This window comes from Streptomyces sp. CA-135486 (genome assembly GCF_050936555.1).
GTDB lineage: Bacteria > Actinomycetota > Actinomycetes > Streptomycetales > Streptomycetaceae > Streptomyces.
In genome coordinates this window covers 3377200-3397636 of the sequence record NZ_JBNJMM010000001.1, presented here as the reverse complement: position 1 = coordinate 3397636, position 20437 = coordinate 3377200, and the positions used below count along the sequence as shown (strand labels likewise).

The window sequence follows — 20437 nt, the reverse complement described above, 5'->3', positions numbered from 1 at the left end:
GGTCCCGGGCGGAGCCACGGGGGACGCGGCCTGAGCCGGGGAAGCGCACGGTAACGTTCCGCGCGGAGGCATCGGACGATCCGCTTCCGCTGGAGGATCGGATGAGCCAGGGCACCACCACCGTCATCGGCGCCGAGGACGTGCGCGCGGCTCTCACCGTGCCCGCCGCAATCGCCGCGATCCAGAACGCCCTGCGCAACGGCCTCGACCCCGAGACCGACCCCGCCCGCGCCGCCTTCCCGGTCGACCACGGGCAGCTGCTGCTCATGCCCTCGCACTCCCACCGCTACGCGGGGGTCAAGATCGCCACGGTGGCGCCGGGCAACCCCGCGCTCGGACTCCCCCGCATCCAGGGCAACTACCTGCTGTTTGACGCCGAGACGCTGAGCCCGCTGGCGGTGCTCGACGCTGCCGCGCTCACCGCCATCCGTACCGCAGCCGTCTCGGCGGCAGCGGCCGATCTGCTCGCCCTGCCGGACGCCGCGCGACTCGTCGTCTTCGGCACCGGACCGCAGGCCCACAGCCACATCGAGGCGCTGCGCGCCATCCGCCCGGTGCGGCGCGTCACGGTCGTCGGCCGCGACCGCGATCGTCTCGCCACCTTCCTTGAGCAGTACCGGGATGCGGGGCTCACGGTTGAGGCCGGTACGCCGGACGCGGTCGAGGAGGCCGATCTGGTGGCGTGCTGCACCACGGCTCGTACGCCACTCTTCGACGGCGCATCGCTGCCCGCGCACGCGACGGTCGTCGCCGTGGGATCGCACGAGCCCGAGGCGCGCGAGGTCGACGACGAGACGGTGCGCCGCTCGACGGTCGTGGTCGAGGCGCGCGGCGCCGCGCTGCGCGAGGCCGGTGACGTCATCCTCGCCGTACGGTCGGGCGCGCTCGACCCCGACTCCCTGGTGCCCCTCGCGGATCTGGCCCGCGGCACGGCAAAGCCCGCCCCCTCCCGCCCCCGGCTCTTCAAGAGCGTCGGCATGGCCTGGGAGGACCTCGTCGTCGCCTCGGTCGCCCACGAGTCCCTCCGGCACCAGGCCGACGGAGGTGCGGGTGCGGATCTTCGACCAGGAACCCCGCAAGGGTGACATCGGGGGCCGGGACGAGGTGGTGGACGTGTCGTGTACGCATCTGGCGGGCTCGTTCCACTCTCAGCCACAGTGGGGCCAGATCAGCGTCGCAGCCCGTTCTCTTCGACTGACCGCAGACAGCAGGGAGCCTCGTATGCCTGACACCGCACCTGGAACGTCCGGACCGCGCGTCGACTGGGCGAACTTCCAGAACGAGATCTACGCCGCCGGGCTGTTCGGCGGCGCAGTCCCCCGGCTGCCCACCGATCTGGCCCAGTTGGAGGAGCTGGCCGCGCGCAGGCTGCCGCCGGGTCCGGTCGGCTATGTCGCGGGCAACGCCGGTGACGGCAGTACGGCCAGGGCCAACCGGGAGGCGCTGGACCGGCTGCGAATCGTGCCGCGCATGCTGCGCGATGTCGCCGAACGGGATCTCACGGTCGACCTGTTCGGCACCCGGTTGCCGGCGCCGCTGGCTCTCGCCCCGGTCGGCGTCCAGTCGATCATGCACCCGGACGCGGAGCCGGGGGCGGCACGTGCCGCGGCGGCTGTCGGCGTCCCGTACACCACCTCGTCGGCGTCGAGCGTCCCGATGGAGGAGATCGCCGCGGCGGCCGGGGACGCACCGCGCTGGTTCCAGCTGTACTGGCCCAAGGACCGCGATGTCGCGGTCAGCTTCCTCGACCGGGCCCGGGCCTGCGGCTACTCCGCGCTGGTCGTCACGCTGGACACCTGGCTGCTGTCGTGGCGGCCGCGCGATCTCGACCAGGCGTATCTGCCGTTCCTGCGCGGGGTCGGCACCGCCAACTACTTCTCCGATCCCGCCTTTCAGGCCGGGCTCGCCAAACCGGTGGCCGAGGATCCGGGCGCGGCCGTCCAGCACTTTCTGCGGATGTTCGCCGATCCGACGAAGACCTGGGGCGACCTGGGCTTCCTGCGTGAGCACTGGGACGGCCCGATCGTGCTCAAGGGCATCCAGCACCCGGACGACGCGCGGCGCGCCGCCGACTCGGGCATGGACGGGATCGTGGTCTCCAACCACGGTGGCCGCCAGGTCAGCGGCGCGGTCGGGTCCGCAGCCGCGCTGCCGGGGATCGTCTCCGCGGTCGGCGACCGCCTCACGGTCCTTTTCGACAGCGGCATCCGCTCGGGCGCGGACATGCTCAAGGCTCTGGCTCTGGGCGCGCAGGCCGTGCTGCTCGGCCGGCCCTATGTGTACGGCCTCGGGCTGGACGGCCGGGCGGGAGTGGACCATGTCATCCGCAGCCTGCTGGCGGACTTCGACCTCACACTGGCGCTGTCCGGGTACACCGCGCCCGGTGAGCTCACGCCCGACGCGCTGACTCGTCTCGACTGACCTCGCGGGCGCGCCGTACAAAGGCCTCGTGCAGATCCTGCGCCGCCCTCGGCACCGCGCCCGAGGTGCGGCGCTGGATGACGAGCAGCACGTGGGGGCTCTCGTCGGCGAGCGGCCGGTACAGGATCGCGCCGCGTCTCTCCAGCGGGTCGCCGATCACGCTGAAGTCCGGCAGCACGCTGGCGCCGAGCCCTTCCGCGACCATCAGTTTGCCCATCTCGGCGCCGTCGGTCGAGTACGAGAAGGAGGGGGCGCGGCCGTCGAGCAGTCGGTGCACATAACGGTGCATGACATATCCGGAGCGCATGACGATCAGCGGCTCGGTGAGCAGATCGGAGACCGTGACGGCCGGGCGGGACGCGAGGGGGCTGTCAGGGTGGACGCACACCACGGGCCGCCCCCGCAGCAGTTCGGTCGTCTCGAACTCCGGTGGCGGGTCGTCGCCTTCGAGATAGTTGACCAGGCCGAGGTCGAAGCTGCCCTCGAGGAGCGAACGGTGGATCTCCGCCTGCTGCGCGGCGACCATCTCCACCTGGGTGGTGGGGTGGGCGTCCCGGAAAGCGCGGACCGTCGGTATGAGCAGCGGCACGGTGGCGGTGCTGACGGTGCCCAGACGGACCATGCGGCTGATGCGGTGCTGCTCGTCGGCGGCGCTGCGCAGCCGGTCCACCGCGTCGAGCACGCTGACGATATGAGGCAGCAACTCCCGTCCCTCGGCGCTGATCTTCGCGCCGGAGCGCTTGCGCTCCAGGATGGCGACGCCCAGCTCGCGCTCCAGGTTGCGTACGGTCTCGCTCAGTGCAGGCTGTGACAGATGCAGCGCCTCGGCGGCCCGGCGCAGTGAGCCGAGCCGGGTGACGGCCGCTATGTATTCAAGCTGCTCAGTGCGCACGCACATCCCACCCTTTTCGCGCGGAAAGCAAGTCGCCTCGTGTGGAAGGGAAACCCTATCAGCCGCTCGCGAATGCCGACTAACTTCTCGATACGCTGTCCGGCTATTCTCCTGGGTAAGCCACGGGCCGGATCCCAGGTTTCCCGGCCGCACGGATCGGTCCGGTATGCGAGACCGATCACGGTTCCCTTGACTGGCCGGACTCTCGCTTGTTGGATCGGTGACATGAAGATGCGACTGGACCTCACACGGCGGCGCCATGTCGACCTTGCCCGTGTCTCCAGTGCCTTCTGTTGCCGCGTCACGGCCTGACAGCCGAACCTCCCCCTCCCTCTTCCCGCCGGTCGGCGCACCGGGTTCCGGGCCATGAATGTTGCAGGCGTATGAAAAAAACGCCGCCGTTCCCGGACGCGTCACCGCCCGCCCCGGCGTCCGCAAGCGCGTAATTCCCACCCTTCGGTGCAGTCGAATTCGCGTATTCCCCAAGCCTGAATTCCGGCCTGCCCGAATTCGGCGAGCACACCCCAATCCCCCTCCCGAGGAGTTCCTCATGCCTGTCGCGCACGACCCCGTACGGTTCGCCTACTGGGTGCCGAATGTAAGCGGTGGACTGGTAACCAGCAGGATCGAGCAGCGCACCGACTGGGGCTATGAGTACAACAAGCGGCTGGCCAGGCTGGCCGAGGACAACGGCTTCGACTACGCGCTCAGCCAGGTGCGCTACATGGCCAGTTACGGAGCCGAGTACCAGCACGAGTCCACCAGCTTCAGCCTGGCGCTGCTGCTCGCGACGGAGCGGCTGAAGGTCATCGCCGCGGTCCACCCCGGCCTGTGGCACCCAGGCGTCCTGGCCAAGCTGGGTGCGACGGCGGACCATCTGTCCGGCGGCCGGTTCGCGGTGAACGTGGTCAGCGGCTGGTTCAAGGACGAGTTCACCGCCCTGGGCGAGCCCTGGCTGGAGCACGACGAACGCTACCGCCGCTCCGAGGAGTTCATCCGCGCGCTGCGTGCCGTGTGGACCGAGGACCACGCCGAGCTGGCGGGCGACTTCTACCGCATCCGGGACTTCTCGCTGAAGCCCAAGCCCCTCGACGTACCCGGCCGGCCGCACCCCGAGATCTTCCAGGGCGGCAACTCCACAGCCGCCCGCGCCATGGCGGGCCGGGTGTCCGACTGGTACTTCTCCAACGGCAAGGACTTCGACGGCGTCACCGAGCAGATCCGCGATGTGCGGCTGTCGGCGTCCGCGGCCGGCCGGGTCCCGCCGCGCTTCGGTCTCAACGGCTTCCTCATCGCCCGCGATACGGAGGCCGAGGCCAAGCAGACGCTGCGCGAGATCGTCGCCAAGGCGGACACCGAGGCGGTGCACGGCTTCGGTGCGGCCGTCAAGCAGGCCGGACAGTCCGCTGCGGACGGCAAGGGCATGTGGCAGGACTCCTCGTTCGAGGATCTCGTCCAGTACAACGACGGCTTCCGCACCGGCCTCATCGGCACGCCCGAGCAGATCGCCGAGCGCATCGTCGCCTACAAGCAGCTCGGCGTGGACCTGTTCCTCCTCGGCTTCCTCCACTACCACGAAGAGGTCGAGTACTTCGGCTCGCGCGTCCTCCCGCTGGTGCGGGAGCTCGAAGCGCGGCAGCCGGCGGCCGAGGCACGGCATGCGACGGCCGCCCGGTCCTGAGCCTGGTCCCGCCCGCGGTACTCAGCCGCATACCCGAGCACCGGACCCGAGCACCAGACCTGAGCCACGGACCTGAGCCGCGGTCCGAACCCGCGGACCCGACCCTCGCGGTCCCCACCCGCCTGATCCCACCAACGTCCCACGCCCCGAAGGAACCTCATGGCCATCGTCCTGTCCGTATCCGGAAGTCCATCCGCCACATCGCGCACCGGCCGCCTGCTGCGCCATCTCGACACGCGACTGGCCTCCCAGGGCCATGAAGTACTGCCCCTCGATGTCCGCACCATCCCCGCCGAGGCGCTGTTGGGCGCCGACTTCAAGCATCCGGCGATCGTCGAGGCCACCGAACTCTTCGCGCGCGCCGACGGGGTCGTCATCGGCACCCCCGTATACAAGGCCTCGTACTCCGGCGTGCTCAAGGCGCTGCTCGACCTGCTCCCGCAGTACGCGCTCACCGGAAAGACCGTGCTGCCGTTGGCGACCGGCGGCACCACCGCGCACGTGCTGGCCATCGACTACGCCCTGCGCCCGGTCCTCAGCTCGATGGGAGCAGCCCATATCGTCCAGGGCTGGTTCACCCTCGACAAGGACATCACCACGCGCGACGACGGCGGCCTGACGATCGCGCCCCAGTCGGCGGAGGCCCTCGGCCAGGTCGTCGACCAGTTCTCCGCGGCGCTCGGCCGGCCGGCCGTGCTCGCGGCGGCAGGCTGATGACCGCGTCCACCCCGCCGCCGGCTGCCGGGCGGGTCATCGCGGACGACGCCGAGACACTGACCGTCGCCGCCGCGTTGGCCGCCGAGTTCCGCACCGGTGCGGCCGAGCGGGACGCCGAGCGGCGGCTGCCCCGTGCCGAGCTCGACCGGCTGTCGGCCTCCGGGCTGCTCGCCGTGACAGTGCCCGCCGAGCACGGTGGCGCCGATGTCTCCCAGCAGACGCTCGCCGAGATGTTCCGGCTGCTCGCCGCCGCCGATCCCAGCCTCGCCCAGATTCCGCAGAGTCACTTCGTCTACGTCAACGTGCTGCGCCGCCAGGGCACTTCGCGGCAGCAGAAGTTCTTCTTCGGCGAGGTGCTGGCGGGGCGCAGATTCGGCAACGCCCAGTCCGAGGCGGGCACCAAGCATGTGCAGGACATCCGCACCCGGCTGACGCCGGCCCCGGACGGCGGCCGGCTGCTGACGGGCGTCAAGCACTGCTCCACGGGTGCGCTCTTCGCCCACTGGATTCCCGTGCTGGCCAGGGCGGATGACGACGAACTGCATGTCGCCTACGTACCGAGCGACGCACCCGGGGTGCGGGTCGTGGACGACTGGGACGGGATGGGCCAGCGCACCACCGCCAGCGGCACCGTCCATCTCGACGCCGTGCCGGTCCCTGCCGACCGGATCGTCCCGCACCATCTCACCTTCCGTGGTCCCCAACTGCACGGCGCGGTCGCCCAGTTGCTGCATACGGCGATCGACGTGGGCATCGCGGCCGGGGCGCTGGCGGAGGCGGCGGATTTCGTACGGACCAGGAGCCGCCCCTGGTTCGAGAGCGGCGTCGACACGGCCTCCGAGGATCCGCTGCTGATCCAGCGCTTCGGCGAACTCGCGGTCAGGGTACGGGCGGCCGAGGCCCTGCTCGTCACGGCGGCGCGCGCGGTGGACACCGCCACCGGCGCCGGGCTGAACGACGAGAACACGGCCGAGGCGTCGATCGCCGTGGCGGCGGCGAAGGCGTTCGCCGCGGAGGCCGCGGTCGAGGTGGCGGGCGCGCTCTTCGAGGTCGCGGGTACCCGTTCCGCCCTCGACTCGCTGAATCTGCACCGGTACTGGCGGGATGCGCGCACCCACACCCTGCACGATCCGGCGCGCTGGAAGATCCAGCACATCGGGCGGTATGTGCTGAGCGGCGTGCGGCCGCCCCGCCACGGCCTGCTCTGACCCAGGGGGTGTCTTCCGGAAGGACAGACCCTCGCCCTCACAGATACGGAGACTTCCGTTGTCGTCCCTCACCTTCCACTGGTTCCTGCCCACCAACGGCGACAGCCGCCATGTCGTGGGCGGCGGCCACGGCACCCCCGCCACCGCGGCGGGCGGCGACCGGCCGCCCACCGTCGGCTATCTCACGCAGATCGCCCGCGCCGCCGAGGACCTCGGCTTCGTCGGCGCGCTGACGCCGACCGGCGCCTGGTGCGAGGACGCCTGGCTGACCACGGCGATGCTGAGCCAGCAGACGGAGCGGCTGAAGTTCCTTGTCGCCTTCCGGCCCGGTTTCCTCTCGCCCACGCTCGCCGCCCAGATGGCCTCCACCTACCAGCGGCAGACGGACGGGCGGCTGCTGCTCAATGTCGTCACGGGCGGGGAGAGCCATGAGCAGCGCGCGTACGGCGACTTCCTGGACAAGGATGCCCGGTACGCGCGGGCGGACGAATTCCTGCATATCGTCCGCGACTTGTGGGACGGAAAGTCGGTCACGGTGGAGGGCGAGCATCTGCGGGTCGCCGAGGCCCGGCTGGCCCATGTGCCGGAGCCCGTCCCGCAGATCTACTTCGGCGGCTCTTCGCCGGCGGCGGGCACGGTGGCCGCGAGGCATGCCGATGTCTATCTCACCTGGGGCGAGCCACCGTCCGCCGTAGCGGAGAAGATCGCCTGGATCCGGCAGCTGGCCGCCCGCCAGGGCCGCAGCCCGCGCTTCGGCATCCGGCTGCATGTCATCACCCGCGACACATCCGAGCAGGCCTGGGCGGAGGCCGACCGGCTGCTGGCCGGCTTCGACCCGGAGACCGTGCGCGCCGTCCAGGCGGGCCTGGCGCGCAGCGAGTCGGAGGGTCAGCGGCGGATGCTCGCGCTGCACGGCGGAGAGCGGAACGGTCTGGAGATCCATCCCAACCTCTGGGCGGGCATCGGCCTGGTGCGGGGTGGCGCCGGAACCTCACTGGTCGGCAGTCATGAGGAGGTCGCCGACCGGATCGCCGAGTATCAGGCCCTCGGCATCGAGGAATTCGTACTGTCCGGCTATCCGCATCTGGAGGAGGCGTACTGGTTCGGTGAGGGCGTCCTGCCGCTGCTGCGGGCCCGTGGACTGTGGACCCATCCACACGCCTCCGCGTCCTGGTCGGCTTCCATGCCGCAGGTGCCGTTCGCGTCGCCCGCCACCCGCTGACCCGACACCCGCCACCCGCCGGCCCGCCCGGCGTCCGGCTCAGCCGCAGACAGGCTCGTCGGCCCCGGCGGAACGTATCTCGTCGAGGTGCAGCTCCACCCAGCCGCGCAGCTGCCCCAGCGGCACGGCGACCCCGCGCCCCAGCTCGGTCAGTTCGTACTCGACGTGCAGCGGCACGGCCGGATAGACCGTGCGGTCGACGAAGCCGTGGAGCTCCAGCCTGCGCAGAGTGTTGGTCAGCACCTTGGGGCTGACACCCTGGAGCCGCCGCTGCAGTGAGCCGAAGCGCTGCGGGCCCTCCCCCAAGGCACCGATGGCCAGCGCCGTCCACTTGCTTGCCAGGACGTCCAGGACGTCACGGCATGGGCACTCGGCCGCGAACACATCGTGATCGGCGTGCTGCCCCGTCGTACAGGGAACGGACATGAACGGTGCCTCCTGCGCGGCTGTGACCTCATTACTTCCCCATGGATAGTAGGAGCCCTTGCGGGTTACCACTACCCGGCGGGTAGCTTTCGAGCGTCGATGATCAGCCGACCGGGCCGTGCGTCCGCACCCCCGGCACGCCATGCAGGAGAACCCCTTGAGCAGTGAGACCATGCGCGCGATCACCCAGGACCGCTTCGGCGGACCCGAGGTGCTGCGACTCGCCGAGGTGCCGCGGCCCGCGCCGCTGCCCACCGAAGTGCTGGTGCGGGTGCGTTCCGCGGGTGTGAACCCGGTGGACTGGAAGACCCGCGAAGGCGGCGGCATGGCGGGGGTGGTGGGCGAGCCACCGTTCGTCCTCGGCTGGGACGTGTCGGGCGTGGTGGAAGAGGTCGGCTTCGGCGTCCATACGCTGGAGGTCGGCGACGAGGTCTACGGCATGCCGTGGTTCCCGCGCCAGGCCGGTGCGTACGCGGAGTATGTGACCGCGCCCGCACGGCAGTTCGCGCGCAAGCCCGCAGCCGTCGACCACGACCGTGCTGCCGCGGTGCCGCTGGCCGCGCTCACCGCCTGGCAGGCGCTCGCCGACGCCGCGCGGATCGAGGCAGGACAGCGGGTACTGATCCACGCGGCAGCGGGCGGCGTGGGGCACTTCGCCGTGCAGTTCGCCAAGCACTTCGGCGCGCACGTCATCGGCACCGCGCGGGCCGCCAAGCACGACTGGCTGCGCTCGCTCGGCGCCGACGAGCTGATCGACTACACCCAGGTCCGCTTCGAGGACGCGGTGCACGACGTCGACCTCGTCATCGACCTGGTCGGCGACGGGGAGGACTCGACCAGCGCCCGTTCGCTGAAGACGCTGCGCCCCGGTGGCACGATCGTCGCGGTGCCGTCGGGTGTCTCCCCCGAACTGCTGGAGACGGCCGCCGCACAGGGTCTGCGGGCGAAGCCCTACCTGGTGGAGCCGGACGGCGCGGCGCTCACCAGGATCGCCGCACTGATCGACAAGGGCGCCGTGAGAGTCGAGGTCGAGGACGTGCTGGCGCTGGCGGACGCCGCCGAGGCACACCGCCGGGGCGAGGCGGGCCGCACCCGCGGCAAGCTGGTGCTGCGCGTCACCGACTGACCTTGTTCTTCAACTGTGGGATCCGACCCCCCGGTGCTGTTTTGCCGAATCGGCTAAAAGGCTCGCAACGACCGCGCCGTTCCCCGCATCATCGGGTCACCGTCTTGGTGCAGGCCAGATCAAGAGCCCTGGAGGATTAACGCCGCAGCAGGCCACGGACATCATCCACCGGCTGGTCTCCTCGCCCGCAGGCCGGATCCACCTGGTGGAACAGGGCACCGGGCCGCTGGTGTTGCTCGTGCACGGCTTCCCGGAGTGCTGGTACTCCTGGCGGCACCAGCTGTCGGCGTTGGCCGCAGCGGGGTACCGCGCGGTCGCCATCGATATCCGCGGCTACGGCCGTTCCTCGAAGCCCGAGGACACGGGGGCGTATCGGATGCTCGAGCTGGTGGCGGACAACGCCACGGTGGTGGACGCCCTGGGCGAACAGTCGGCGGTGATCGTCGGCCACGACTGGGGGTCGACGATCGCCGCCAACTCCGCCCTGGTCAGGCCGGACGTCTTCCGCGCGGTGGGACTGCTCAGCGTTCCCTACGCCCCGCGCGGCGGGCCGCGGCCCAGCCAGGTCTTCGCACGGATGGGTGGGGACGAGGAGTTCTACGTCTCCTACTTCCAGGAGCCCGGTCGCGCCGAGGCCGAGATCGAGCCCGACGTGCGCGGCTGGCTCGCGGGCTTCTATGCCGCCCTCTCCGCCGACACCATGCCCGCACCCGGCACGCCCGACCCGCACTTCGTCAGCCGCGGCGGGACGCTGCGCGACCGGTTCCCCGCCCGGCCGCGGCCTGCCTGGCTCAGTGCGAACGACCTCGACGTCTACGCCGGGGAGTTCGAGCGGACCGGCATGACGTGGGCGCTCAACCGCTACCGGAACATGGACCGGGACTGGGAGGACCTCGCCGGCTTCGACGGCGCCCCCATCACCCAGCCGTCCCTGTTCGTCGGCGACAGCATGGACGCTTCCACCAGCTGGCTGGCCGACGCGATCAAGGCATACCCCACCACACTGCCCGGCCTCGTCTCCTCCCACATCCTCGACGGCGGCGGCCACTGGATCCAGCAAGAACGCCCCGCCGAGATCAACCGGCTCCTGACCGACTGGCTCGCATCCCTGCCCGCCTGAAGTGCTGCTCGTTCTCGCGAACAGGGCCGGCTTCCGTCCGGCGCAGTACGGATTCACGCTTGTCGTCGCCGTTCTCGGACTTCCCTTCGCCGTTCGGGCTCATCGCGCCGCCAACTGGGTATCTCCCCACCGGAGATACGGGGGCGTGAATGACGGCGGATGAGCAGAGTTACGGCCGCACCTGGCTGACAGCCCGACAAGCCGCAGCGGTGTGTCGCGTGCGTCGAAGCTGCGTCCACGGGGTCGCCGCAGCTCACGGCGTACGGTGCGATACGCGGACGAGCTACGGCACGTGGGGACCGAGCACATCGCGGGTGTATCACTCCGAGGATGTGCTGCACCTGGCTGAGGCCCTCGGCAATGGCACCGTATCCATCGACCCGCGCTGGCGGACCGACACCCGTCAAGGGCGGCAGGAGCAGCTGCGTGAGCAGCTCGCGGGCTGCGGGTGCCTTCTGTTGATCGTGCTGGTGATCGTCGCGCTTGCCGTGTGGGGGCTCTCCACCGACGAGACAGGGGGCGAGCCCTCGTACTGGCATTGAACCTTCACGCGCCTCAGCTCAGCAGGGAGAGCTTTCCGACGAGCTTGCTCACCTGGTTGCGCGGGCCGACGAGACTGATCGCGTGGTACGTCAGATCCTCGCTCTTCGTCCCGGCGAGGTAGTCGAGATACTCGTCGTACACCCGTGAGATCTGGGCGTGTTCGGGCATGTCGGCGACGAAGAAGCCGTCCTTCGCCCTGGCCTTCTCGCGCAGCGCGTGGACGGTCGCGGCGTCGGCGGCGAGCACCGAGCAGCCCGCCCAGGGCAGGCCCGGGTGGACGGTGCCCGAGCCGTCGTGGCCGTGGCCGCCGAGCAGGTCCGGGAGGGCCTTGCCGACGGCCGCGGCCAGGCATGCCGCTGCGTTCGCCGCCCGCCCCGCGGGCAGGTTCTCATCGATGACGATGACCCACTTCAGCGTGGCCCGGCGGGTCGGCAGATCGGTACGTACTTCAGCGGTGGGCAGCCGTGTGGCAGCCGCGTCGTTCTGAACGGTCATGGTCCGGAACGCTAGGCAATAGTGCGTATGCTTGAAAGATCTGCCGAACTTCATCAGGCCACGAGGCGATTTTATGGAACTTGATGCGCTCGACTGGGCTCTGCTGCGGGAGCTGCAGCACGATGCACGGCAGACCAACCGCGATCTGGCCGCCAAGACCGGCGTCTCCCCCTCCACCTCGCTGGAGCGCGTCAAGGTATTGCGCGAGCGTGGCGTCATCGACGGCTTTCACGCGGCACTCGACCTGGAGGCGGTCGGCCGCCCGGTCCAGGCGCTGATCTCGGTCCGCATCAGACCGCCGTCCCGACCGGTCATCGAGGGCTTCCGCGAGTGGGCTGCCCAACTGCCGGAGACCATCGGCCTCTTCGTCACTTCGGGGCCGTACGACTTCCTCATCCATGTCGCGGTCCCGGACGTCAACGGCCTGTACGCGTTCGTCATCGACCGGCTCACCGAGCGCCGCGAGGTCGCGGACGTGCAGTCGACGATGGTCTACGAGCATGTGCAGTCCCGGTCCATCACCGCACCGGCCGGCCGCACACAGCGCCCGAAGCCGCGTCCCAAGTAGCCGCGTCCCAGGTGGCGGCGCGGCCGTCTCACATATGGCGGTTCGAGTAGTACTGCTCGACGAGCGTGATGAACGCGATGTCGTACTCGTGCTGACCGCTCTCGAAGTCGGGCGAGTCCTTGATCTCCTTCTTGCTGGAGGAGACATGAACCGTCTCGTGCTCGCTGTCGATTTTCGACACGAGGCCCGCAGGCAGCACGACCCGCCTGCCGAAGATCCAGGGACCTGTGTCGACCACGATGTACGACCGGCCCACGTCCTCCGTGTGCTTGTCGATCTTTCCGACGGAACCGTCGGACGCCTCGACCTTGTAGCCGACGAGCTGTGCTCCGGGAACGTATCCCGCGGTCTCGCGGTAGGCCCAGATCTCGGCACCCATGACGACCTCCTCACTGCCCCCGGCCTGCCGGGCGGGTACCCGGAGAGGCTGTTCTCATTCGACCGCCCCGTCAGCCGGCGACGAGGCCCGGCAGGGCCAGGGCCGCCAGCAGCGTCATGCCGGCGAGCACCCAGGCGACGTAGTCGCCGATGTGTCCGGAGTGCAGACGGCGCAGCGGCTCCGTCCAGTCGCGCGCCGCCGGGCGGCGCGGCTGCCGTACGGCGTACGTGGCCAGGCCCACCGCCAGACCCGTCGACAGCAGCCCGAGCGCCACCCCGGCCGCCGACCAGTGCACCGGGACCGCGGCCACGCCCGCCACGGCCTCGTCGACGGCGTGCCCCACTCCGGCGGCCGCTCCTGGCACCAGGCCCACCGCGAGAGCACCGCACAGCAGCACGGCCGGGACCGCGAGCATGGTGTCGGGCACCCGGCCCAGCTTCCCCTTCGTCTCCGGCTCTTCGTCCTCACCGCTCGTTTCGTACGCGGTGTCGTCCGACGGCCGCGGCCCGAGCCCGCCGAAGACCCGTGCCGCCACCCTCAGCACCGCTCCCCCGGTCACGGCCGACACCACGACAAAGAGCGCGGTGAGCGGGCCTCCGGCCGCCTCTTCCACCGCCGCCTTGCCCAGACCCGCAGCGAAGGGAGGCAGACCCGCGAGGGCCAGCCCTCCCGTCACGAACATCGCGGCCACCAGGCGCAGCTCGCCCGCCCGTCCGTGCAGTTCGTGCTCGTCGACGCTGCCGTATCGGTCGAGGAGGATGCCCACACAGGCGAACAGAGCCGCCTTCACCCCCGCGTGTCCGAGGACATACACGGCGACGCCGCCCGCCGACTCCGGCGTGAGCAGGCCGAGGCCGATCAGAAACAGCCCGGTGTGGGAGACGGTCGAATAGGCCAGCAGCCGCTTGAGGTGCCGCTGGTGCCAGCACATGACGGCGCCGACGACCGCCGAGGACACACCGAGCGTCACCAGCGCCCGTTGCGCGTCGGCCGCGGGAATCCCGCCGGGGCCGCCGAACACGCTCCAGTACACCCGACCCGCTCCGTACACCCCGAGCTCCACCATCACGCCGGAGAGCAGCATGCACACCGGCGTGGGAGCGACCGCATGGGCGTCGGGGAGCCAGAAGTGGAACGGGGCGGCGGCCGCTTTGACCAGCAGTCCGGTGAGAACGAGAACGAATGCCGCGAGCACCAGCAGGTCCGGCGGGCCCTGCGCGTCGAGTTGCTGCCCGATCTGACGCATCCCGAGCTCGCCCGTGCGCGCATAGAGCAGCACGATGCCGGTCAACGTCGTGTAGGCGCCGAGGGAGTTGACGACGCCGAAGGTGAGGGCACCCTGGACGGCCTTCGCCTCCTCCACGCGGTAGCCGGTCAGGGCGTATGCCACAACGCTCATCAGCTCGAAGAAGACGAAGGCGTTGAACAGGTCGCCGGTCAGCACGAAGCCGCACATGCCCGACTGGAAGAGGAGCACCAGGGCGGGAAACGAACCGGCGTGGCGCCGCAGCGGCTCTTCGAAGTAGCGCCAGGAGTACGCCAGTACGGCGACGGTGAGCAGGCAGACGGTCGCGGCAAGGCCGAGCGCCAACGGGTCGCCGACGAGGACGATCCCGACGCTGTGGCCCTCCCGCGGCTCCCAGCCGCCGACCCATTCCCGCGCGGGCGCCGAGGAGAAGATGAGGAGGTGGAGCACCAGGCCGGCTGTCGCCGCGGCGACAGCGCCTCCGATGGCTTCCGCCACAAGGCGCGGCAGACGGCGTCCGGCGGCGACGAGCAGCGCCGAGCCGAGCAGCGGCAGGGCCACGACCATGGGCAGCAGACGGTTCATCCGCGCAGCTCGGACAACTCGTCCGGATTGAGCGTGCCGTGGCGCTTGGCGACCTGGATGACGAGGGCGAGCAGCAGCGCGGTGACGGTCGCGCCGACGACGACGTCGGTGAGGGCCAGGGCCTGCACGACCGGATCCACCACCGGCCGGGAACCGGGCTTGATGTCGGAGAAGACGGGCGCGGTGCCGCCATCCCGGTATCCGACGGCCAGCAGCAGCACATAGTGGCGGACTGGCACACGACGAGGCAGCCGACGGCATGGATGAGATTCCGGCTGGTGGCCAGCCCGTAGCAGCCCACCAGGAAGATCCAGACGGCGACCAGATACGGCAGGACGGACATCACTCGTCGCTCACTTCCCGTTCTCCTCCTCGATTTCGACGGCCTGGTCGAGGAACCGGGCGAGCAGCACGATCACCGCGCTGGCGACCTCCATCCCGATGGCCGCGTTGAGCAGTGGCACCGTTCCGCCCGAAGCGAGGGTGTTGAACGTGCCGTACGGCAGGATGTTGGTGAGAAATGCCGACCCGGCAAGCAGTCCCGCGACACCCACGACCAGGTAGGCCGCCTCTCCTGCCGCGTCACCCACTTCGTACAGACCGACCGGGCGGATTCGCTCCAGCGCGCGGTAGTCGACGGCGATGTACAGCAGATGCAGGGCGGTGGCGGCGACCACTCCGCCCTGGAAGCCGCCTCCGGGGCTGAGCTGGCCGTGTGCGACGACATAGAGGCCGACCAGCAGAGTGACAGGCAGAAGGATCAGCGCGTAGCGCCGTACGGGAGGTGCCACGCGCGCCGGGTCGGGCTCGACCTGACGCTCGTCGCGCGTCTGCCGCAGCAGAACGACCGTGCCCAGTACGGCCGCGAACAGGATGCTCTCCTCGCCCAGGGTGTCGAAGGCGCGCTGGTCGAAGTTGACGGAGGCGATGACGTTCGCAGTGGCGCGGGTGAGGGAGGCGTGGACGGCGCGGTCGCCGTAGGGGTGCGAGTCACCGCCGAAGCCCGGGAGTTGGAAACAGGCGGCGACGAGCAGGACCGCGAGCCCCGCCGCGCCCACGGCCAGCACGGCGAGACGCAGCCGCCGGCTCACCTCGGCTTCCTTTCACCGGCCTGCTCGCTCCGCCCCCGTCGGCGCACCTTGCGTACGGACAGCAGCACCAGCATGGGGGTCAGCCCTGATCCGACGGCGAGCTGCGACAGCGCCACATCGGGTGCCTGGAGAACCGTGAACAGCACAGCGAGGGTGAGGCCGAGCAGCGAGAGGGTGAGCGCCTGACGCGCCGGATCGCGAACCAGCACCGAGGTGGTTGCGGCTGCCGCCACGAGCAGAAGGGAGATCACGATCAGCGCGTCATCCATGCCCTACGGCCTCCTGCGACCGCCCGCTCAGCGCGCTGGACGCGATCCGGTTCCCGGCCATCAGGAGTGCTCCGATGACGAGCAGCTTCACCGCCGCGCGCCCAGGGCCCGCGGCCACACACAGTGGCAGGACGACAAGGGGCGTGGCGATCAACGCAAGCCGGTCGGCTCCGCGCCGCCATGACGGATCGTCATGGATCTCCGGCTCGAGGAGCCTCGCGTACACCAGCGTGCCGGCCGGCCCCAGCAGGGCGAGTACGAGTCCCACGTCCACATACGCGGGCCGCTCGTATCCCTGGGCGAGCAGCAGTACCGCGAGGCAGACCAGCAGGGTCGCCATGTTCTGCGCGGCGACCCGGTGGCCCATCGGGCCTGCGGCCGCGCCCCAGACCGCAGGCCCGACGCCGCCCACCAGCAGGACGGCCGCGGCCAGGAGCCAGAAGTTCATCGGCGCCGCACCGCCCGGCGCGCGGCGTGTGCCGCGACGGCTGCCACGAGGGCGGCGGCCGAGCCCACCGCGACCTCCAGGACGTCGACGGTGCTGATGAGGACGATCCAGAGGGCGAACAGCGCGACCCACCACACCAACAGCTCGACGGCTGTCACTGCGCTGCCTCGCGGGATTCGGGGCCGTGCCAGAGCGTGGTGATGCTGCAGAACTCGCGAATGCCGTGGCCCGACAGCTCCCTGCCGTAACCGGAACGCTTGACGCCGCCGAAAGGCAGCGCCGGATGGGAGGCCGTCATTCCGTTGAAGAAGACACCGCCCGCCTCCATGTCCCGCGCGAACCGCCGCACCTCCTCTTCGTCGCGCGTCCATACGTTGGAACTCAGCCCGAAGGGCGTGTCGTTGGCACGCGCGACCGCCTCGTCGAGAGTGCCGACCCTGTAGACCGTGGCGACCGGGCCGAACGCCTCCTCGTGATGGATGCGCATCTCCTCGGTGACGTCGGTGAGGACGGTGGGCTCGTAGTACCAGCCCCGGTCCCACTTCTCGGGGCGCCGTGCTCCACAGCGGGCCGTGGCGCCTCGGCGCAGGGCGTCCTCGACGAGCTCTTCGAGGTCCGCACGGCCCTGTTCGCTGGAGAGCGGGCCGATGTCGGTGGATTCCTGCATCGGATCGCCCAGCGTCAGCGCCCGCATGCCCGCCGTGAAGCGCTCGCAGAAGTCGTCGTACACCTGCTCATGGACGATGAAGCGCTTGGCCGCGATACAGGACTGGCCGTTGTTCTGCACCCGGGCCGTCACCGCGGTGCCTGCCGCCTTTTCTAGATCGGCCGACGGCATCACGACGAAGGGATCGCTGCCGCCGAGCTCCAGTACGGTCTTCTTCACCTCGTCGCCCGCGATCGCCGCGACGGAGCGCCCGGCCGGCTCGCTGCCGGTGAGCGTCGCGGCGGCCACCCTCCGGTCGCGCAGGATGGCCTCGACCGCCCCGGATCCGACGAGCAGCGTCTGGAAGCACCCCTGCGGGTAACCGGCGCGCAGAAAGAGGTCCTCCAGATACAGGGCGGTCTGCGGCACATTCGAAGCGTGTTTGAGCAGACCGACGTTGCCCGCCATCAGTGCGGGGGCGGCGAAGCGTACGACTTGCCAGAGCGGGAAGTTCCATGGCATCACGGCCAGCACGACACCGAGCGGACGGTAGCGGACAGTTACCCGGGAGGCTCCGGAGTCCTTCACGTCCGCGGGCGCGGGGTGCTCGTCGGCGAGGAGCTGTTCGGCGTGTTCCGCGTACCAGCGCATCGCCTTGGCGCACTTCGCGGCCTCCGCGACGGCGGCCTTGATCGGCTTGCCCATCTCGGTGGTCATGGTGCGTGCGATGTCGTGCTGGTCCTGCTCCAGCAGTTCCGCGGCGCGGGTCAGCAGTTCCGCCCGGTCGCCGAATCCCCTGGTGCGATGGTCCCCGAAGGCGGTCACGGCGAGCGCCAGACGGCGCTCGATCTCCTCGGGGCCGAGCGGATCGAAGTTCTTGAGGGTTTCACCGGTTGCGGGATTCACCGTGGCGATGGGCATGGCTCTTCCTCCTCGGCTATCCGCTGCGGCTCTCGAGAAGCAGCTGGACGTCCTTCTCCTGGTCGCCGGCGGCCATGCCCTGCTCCCGTACGGCAAAGGCGTCGCCCAGCGTCTCGGTCAGCCGGTCCACTCCCCAGTAGGTGCCCTGCAGATCCACCTTGACGGGCGCGGTCAACCGCACCGGTCCGGGCTTGGCGTGCGAGCCGGACACCTCGAAGGTCGAGGTCCACACGGTCGTGTGCGCGGCCGAAGTGTCGTGGGAGGTGTCGTGGGTGGTGTACTGAGGCGCGTCCTCGTCCTCGCGGTCCGAGGCGAAGGACTGATGCAGCAGGCGGAAGACGGTGTGGGCATCCTCCTTCGCGCAACCGCTCAGCGTCACGGCGACCGGCGTCGTGTACTCCTGTGTGCTGTTCACGGTGTTTCCTGTCTCTCGGGGTCGTGCTCCAGCGGAGCTCCGGGGCGGGGCCGCTCCGCGGCACCGGCGACCGCCTCGTCCGCGGCGTACGGAGGCCGGACGGCGCGGTGCGGGCACACGGACCGCACCGCCCTGTCGGCGGTGTCCGTACGGGGGCGGAGCGCTCGCGAACGCGGCGACATCGCGGCACGGCCCCGGCCCAGCCGATCCGCGCCCCGTGAGCTGCCGGCAGAGCGGCCACCGACGGATCGGTTCGAACACGCCCATCGCTACCTCCAGCGCACTCGCGGCCCGGCTCTCGAAGGGGCGCCTCCTCCAGACTCACCCGGTCAGGCACCGTGTGCGACCGGACTTCAGCCGGACGGCTCGTCCGGGACCGGCCGCTCGGGGTGGACGGAGCCACTGCGCGGCGCCCCGCGGGGGCCGGCGCCGGTCTCGTCCACGTCGGGCAGACTCTCGTCGGGCCCGGGCGCCGGGTCGTCGGGCGTCTGTGGAGTGGGCACGTCCAGCCTGTCTTCGCCGTGCTGTGCCTGCTGATCGGGCATGTCCCTGGGGACCTGCGTGTCGTCTTCCGTCTCGCTCTTCGCCGGGTCGTTCGGCCGGTGGTCGGTCATGATCGTTCTCCTTGCCTCCCTCTGGCCCCGGCCGGGTACCCCGGCCGGCGCGCGGCCAACCGCCTGGGCCTCAATGAGCCGGAAGGAGGACTCGACGCGGGGAGCGGCGGTTCAGCGGGATGCGAGGTCGCCGTAGTCCCTGCGCGGCGCCGGTGCTGACGGTCGGTGCCGGGACCAGCGGAGGACGACGACGGACGCCACCGCGGCCAGGGCGCACCAGGTGGAGATGAACTCCAGTCGCCACAGAAGCGCGCAGGCCACCGCCCCGGCCCCGACGATGACGCCGAGCAGCCGCAGCGCCGGATCGCCGCCGAGCAGCAGGGAGCCGACGGTGGCCAGCAGGTATCCCGCGATGATCAGCGGGGAGTGCGGCAGGCCCAGGGCATAGCCGAGGGTGTGCCCGCGGATCTCGGCCGTCACGGAACGGGTGGCGAGGAAGTGGGCGAGGACCGCGGCGGTGGCGAGCCCGGCGGCGAGCGGAATGATCAGCCCGGGCCGGGCGCGTGCCGGCGCGGCGAGGAGTACGCCGAGCGGCACCCACGCCGGTAGCAGGGGCAGGGCGATGACCGCCCAGGCGACGGTGGCGGCGCCCGTACCGCCGCCGGAGTGCCAGACGACGGACTCGATGATCTGATGCGCTCCGAGCAGCAATGGCAAAGCGGCGAGCGGCAGATCGCGCATCCAGCGTACCCGCCCGACGCAGGCCACTCCGATCGCGGCGATGCAGGTGCCCGCCGCAAGGTCGGCTGTCGCGCTCCAGCACATGGGGCCAAGCTATATCGGGCCATCGGGATTGGCCGGGTGGTCGCCCGGCCTCGACGTGGCTTCTCAGGCCGCCGGCGGTTCGTGCAGTCCGAAGGGCGATCCCTGGTCGTCGTGGCAGAGCTTGAAGCGGCCGAAGCGGGCGACCGTCTCGTCGTCGTCGCCCGCGTCGAAGTCGTCGACCGTGCCGCCGAGTTCACGCACCCTTTCGAGCGCGACCTTCATGTCGTCGACATGGAAGAAGAGATACGGACCGGCGCCGGGGTCGCCGCCGTGCACTCCGCCGGGGACATTGGGCGTACGGATCGCATAGCCGCCGCCCTCGGTCGGGCCGGGCTCGAAGGTCCAGCCGAACAGGCCGCTGTAGAACGTGCGGGCCGCCTCGAAGTCGCCCACGCCCAGTTCGAAGAAGGAGATCTCACCGGCCATCGCGGCTCCCGCCTGCCGTAGGTCACTGCCGGTCCGGCCTGTCGGCCCCACCTGGCCGGCGACCTGGTCCGTCGACCGTGTCCATCCCACGGTACGGCCGCCCCCGCACCGCTGCACCCGCCCGTCACGTCCGTCTAGGCCATGGCGCCGCAAGGATCAAGACAGCTCCGAAGAGTGCAAGGTCACAGCCATTTCCCCTGCTGCACGTATGCG

At 70.6% G+C, this 20437-nt stretch carries 25 protein-coding genes and 1 pseudogene; 11 read left to right on the top strand and 15 right to left on the bottom strand.

All coding sequences use genetic code 11. The annotated features are described in order from the left end of the window. The first annotated feature begins 101 nt into the window (after nucleotides 1–101). Together ACQEVG_RS15420 and ACQEVG_RS15415 are read left to right on the top strand one after the other, a co-directional pair. The gene (locus ACQEVG_RS15420) at nucleotides 102–1085 is read left to right on the top strand and encodes an ornithine cyclodeaminase family protein (protein ID WP_432983025.1); all 984 of its coding nucleotides are present in this window, start codon (nucleotides 102–104) and stop codon (nucleotides 1083–1085) included. A 136-nt stretch (nucleotides 1086–1221) separates the two neighbouring features. Continuing rightward, nucleotides 1222–2421, top strand: a complete 1200-nt coding sequence (locus tag ACQEVG_RS15415; protein WP_432983022.1) for a lactate 2-monooxygenase — start codon at nucleotides 1222–1224, stop codon at nucleotides 2419–2421. Here ACQEVG_RS15415 and ACQEVG_RS15410 read toward each other — a convergent pair. Further along, complete coding sequence (locus ACQEVG_RS15410; RefSeq protein WP_432983019.1) at nucleotides 2390–3313, bottom strand: LysR family transcriptional regulator; 924 nt, start codon at nucleotides 3311–3313, stop codon at nucleotides 2390–2392. The two genes, ACQEVG_RS15415 and ACQEVG_RS15410, sit on opposite strands and share 32 nt — an antisense overlap. 72 nt (nucleotides 3314–3385) lie before the next feature. Between ACQEVG_RS15410 and ACQEVG_RS15405 the strand changes: the two genes are divergently transcribed. The 5 genes from ACQEVG_RS15405 to ACQEVG_RS15385 all read left to right on the top strand — a co-directional run bounded on the left by ACQEVG_RS15405 (nucleotide 3386) and on the right by ACQEVG_RS15385 (nucleotide 8141). Then, nucleotides 3386–3625 (top strand): putative leader peptide, encoded by a 240-nt coding sequence (locus ACQEVG_RS15405; protein ID WP_432983016.1) that lies wholly within the window; start codon nucleotides 3386–3388, stop codon nucleotides 3623–3625. A 238-nt stretch (nucleotides 3626–3863) separates the two neighbouring features. Beyond that, nucleotides 3864–4994, top strand: coding sequence for a dimethylsulfone monooxygenase SfnG (gene sfnG, locus ACQEVG_RS15400; protein WP_432983013.1), 1131 nt, complete (start codon nucleotides 3864–3866; stop codon nucleotides 4992–4994). A gap of 159 nt (nucleotides 4995–5153) precedes the next feature. After that, the gene (ssuE, locus tag ACQEVG_RS15395; RefSeq protein ID WP_432983010.1) at nucleotides 5154–5708 is read left to right on the top strand and encodes an NADPH-dependent FMN reductase; all 555 of its coding nucleotides are present in this window, start codon (nucleotides 5154–5156) and stop codon (nucleotides 5706–5708) included. Then, complete coding sequence (locus ACQEVG_RS15390) at nucleotides 5708–6919, top strand: SfnB family sulfur acquisition oxidoreductase (RefSeq protein WP_432983007.1); 1212 nt, start codon at nucleotides 5708–5710, stop codon at nucleotides 6917–6919. The genes ssuE and ACQEVG_RS15390 overlap by 1 nt, the downstream gene beginning before the upstream one ends. Before the next feature lie 58 nt (nucleotides 6920–6977). Next, the gene (locus ACQEVG_RS15385) at nucleotides 6978–8141 is read left to right on the top strand and encodes an LLM class flavin-dependent oxidoreductase (protein ID WP_432983004.1); all 1164 of its coding nucleotides are present in this window, start codon (nucleotides 6978–6980) and stop codon (nucleotides 8139–8141) included. A 39-nt stretch (nucleotides 8142–8180) separates the two neighbouring features. Here ACQEVG_RS15385 and ACQEVG_RS15380 read toward each other — a convergent pair whose 3' ends face one another. After that, nucleotides 8181–8567, bottom strand: coding sequence for a winged helix-turn-helix transcriptional regulator (locus tag ACQEVG_RS15380; protein ID WP_432983001.1), 387 nt, complete (start codon nucleotides 8565–8567; stop codon nucleotides 8181–8183). 157 nt (nucleotides 8568–8724) lie between these two features. Here ACQEVG_RS15380 and ACQEVG_RS15375 point away from each other — a divergent pair, with 157 nt between their 5' ends. The 3 genes from ACQEVG_RS15375 to ACQEVG_RS15365 all read left to right on the top strand — a co-directional run bounded on the left by ACQEVG_RS15375 (nucleotide 8725) and on the right by ACQEVG_RS15365 (nucleotide 11355). After that, the gene (locus ACQEVG_RS15375) at nucleotides 8725–9693 is read left to right on the top strand and encodes an NADP-dependent oxidoreductase (RefSeq protein ID WP_432982998.1); all 969 of its coding nucleotides are present in this window, start codon (nucleotides 8725–8727) and stop codon (nucleotides 9691–9693) included. A 118-nt stretch (nucleotides 9694–9811) separates the two neighbouring features. Then, nucleotides 9812–10813, top strand: coding sequence for an alpha/beta fold hydrolase (locus ACQEVG_RS15370; protein WP_432985370.1), 1002 nt, complete (start codon nucleotides 9812–9814; stop codon nucleotides 10811–10813). 314 nt (nucleotides 10814–11127) lie between these two features. Further along, nucleotides 11128–11355 carry a hypothetical protein gene (locus tag ACQEVG_RS15365; protein ID WP_432982995.1) on the top strand — a complete coding sequence of 76 codons (228 nt, stop codon included), beginning with the start codon at nucleotides 11128–11130 and terminating at the stop codon, nucleotides 11353–11355. Nucleotides 11356–11368: 13 nt separating this feature from the next. On the opposite strand, the gene ACQEVG_RS15360 is transcribed toward ACQEVG_RS15365, so the two are convergent. Further along, nucleotides 11369–11851 carry a DUF2000 domain-containing protein gene (locus tag ACQEVG_RS15360; protein WP_432982992.1) on the bottom strand — a complete coding sequence of 161 codons (483 nt, stop codon included), beginning with the start codon at nucleotides 11849–11851 and terminating at the stop codon, nucleotides 11369–11371. A 73-nt stretch (nucleotides 11852–11924) separates the two neighbouring features. Here ACQEVG_RS15360 and ACQEVG_RS15355 point away from each other — a divergent pair, with 73 nt between their 5' ends. Then, on the top strand, nucleotides 11925–12419 hold the full coding sequence (locus ACQEVG_RS15355; RefSeq protein WP_432982989.1) for an Lrp/AsnC family transcriptional regulator: 495 nt from the start codon (nucleotides 11925–11927) through the stop codon (nucleotides 12417–12419). Between the two features lie 28 nt (nucleotides 12420–12447). Here the strand turns inward: ACQEVG_RS15355 and ACQEVG_RS15350 are convergent, their stop codons facing one another. From ACQEVG_RS15350 to ACQEVG_RS15295, 12 genes and pseudogenes are all read right to left on the bottom strand, one after another. Next, a complete protein-coding gene (locus ACQEVG_RS15350) occupies nucleotides 12448–12798 on the bottom strand; it encodes a PRC-barrel domain containing protein (RefSeq protein WP_432982986.1) in 351 nt (116 codons plus the stop codon). Between the two features lie 70 nt (nucleotides 12799–12868). Next, a complete protein-coding gene (locus ACQEVG_RS15345) occupies nucleotides 12869–14629 on the bottom strand; it encodes a complex I subunit 5 family protein (protein ID WP_432982983.1) in 1761 nt (586 codons plus the stop codon). After that, nucleotides 14626–14972, bottom strand: a pseudogene (locus tag ACQEVG_RS15340) (sodium:proton antiporter). Before ACQEVG_RS15340 ends, ACQEVG_RS15345 begins: the two are co-directional and overlap by 4 nt. Before the next feature lie 10 nt (nucleotides 14973–14982). Beyond that, nucleotides 14983–15720 (bottom strand): MnhB domain-containing protein, encoded by a 738-nt coding sequence (locus tag ACQEVG_RS15335; protein WP_432982980.1) that lies wholly within the window; start codon nucleotides 15718–15720, stop codon nucleotides 14983–14985. After that, nucleotides 15717–15989 (bottom strand): Na(+)/H(+) antiporter subunit B, encoded by a 273-nt coding sequence (locus ACQEVG_RS15330; RefSeq protein ID WP_432982977.1) that lies wholly within the window; start codon nucleotides 15987–15989, stop codon nucleotides 15717–15719. Before ACQEVG_RS15330 ends, ACQEVG_RS15335 begins: the two co-directional genes overlap by 4 nt. Further along, nucleotides 15982–16437 (bottom strand): monovalent cation/H+ antiporter complex subunit F, encoded by a 456-nt coding sequence (locus ACQEVG_RS15325; RefSeq protein ID WP_432982974.1) that lies wholly within the window; start codon nucleotides 16435–16437, stop codon nucleotides 15982–15984. Before ACQEVG_RS15325 ends, ACQEVG_RS15330 begins: the two co-directional genes overlap by 8 nt. After that, nucleotides 16434–16595: a hypothetical protein gene (locus ACQEVG_RS15320; RefSeq protein WP_432982971.1), complete on the bottom strand. Its 162-nt coding sequence runs from the start codon at nucleotides 16593–16595 to the stop codon at nucleotides 16434–16436. The genes ACQEVG_RS15325 and ACQEVG_RS15320 overlap by 4 nt, the downstream gene beginning before the upstream one ends. Next, on the bottom strand, nucleotides 16592–18004 hold the full coding sequence (locus tag ACQEVG_RS15315; protein ID WP_432982968.1) for an NADP-dependent succinic semialdehyde dehydrogenase: 1413 nt from the start codon (nucleotides 18002–18004) through the stop codon (nucleotides 16592–16594). Before ACQEVG_RS15315 ends, ACQEVG_RS15320 begins: the two co-directional genes overlap by 4 nt. A gap of 16 nt (nucleotides 18005–18020) precedes the next feature. Next, nucleotides 18021–18419, bottom strand: a complete 399-nt coding sequence (locus ACQEVG_RS15310) for a hypothetical protein (RefSeq protein ID WP_432982965.1) — start codon at nucleotides 18417–18419, stop codon at nucleotides 18021–18023. A 353-nt stretch (nucleotides 18420–18772) separates the two neighbouring features. Continuing rightward, nucleotides 18773–19033 (bottom strand): hypothetical protein, encoded by a 261-nt coding sequence (locus tag ACQEVG_RS15305; RefSeq protein WP_432982962.1) that lies wholly within the window; start codon nucleotides 19031–19033, stop codon nucleotides 18773–18775. Nucleotides 19034–19144: 111 nt separating this feature from the next. After that, nucleotides 19145–19798, bottom strand: a complete 654-nt coding sequence (locus tag ACQEVG_RS15300) for a DUF6629 family protein (protein WP_432982959.1) — start codon at nucleotides 19796–19798, stop codon at nucleotides 19145–19147. A 63-nt stretch (nucleotides 19799–19861) separates the two neighbouring features. Further along, complete coding sequence (locus ACQEVG_RS15295; protein ID WP_432982956.1) at nucleotides 19862–20224, bottom strand: VOC family protein; 363 nt, start codon at nucleotides 20222–20224, stop codon at nucleotides 19862–19864. Between the last annotated feature and the right edge of the window lie 213 nt (nucleotides 20225–20437).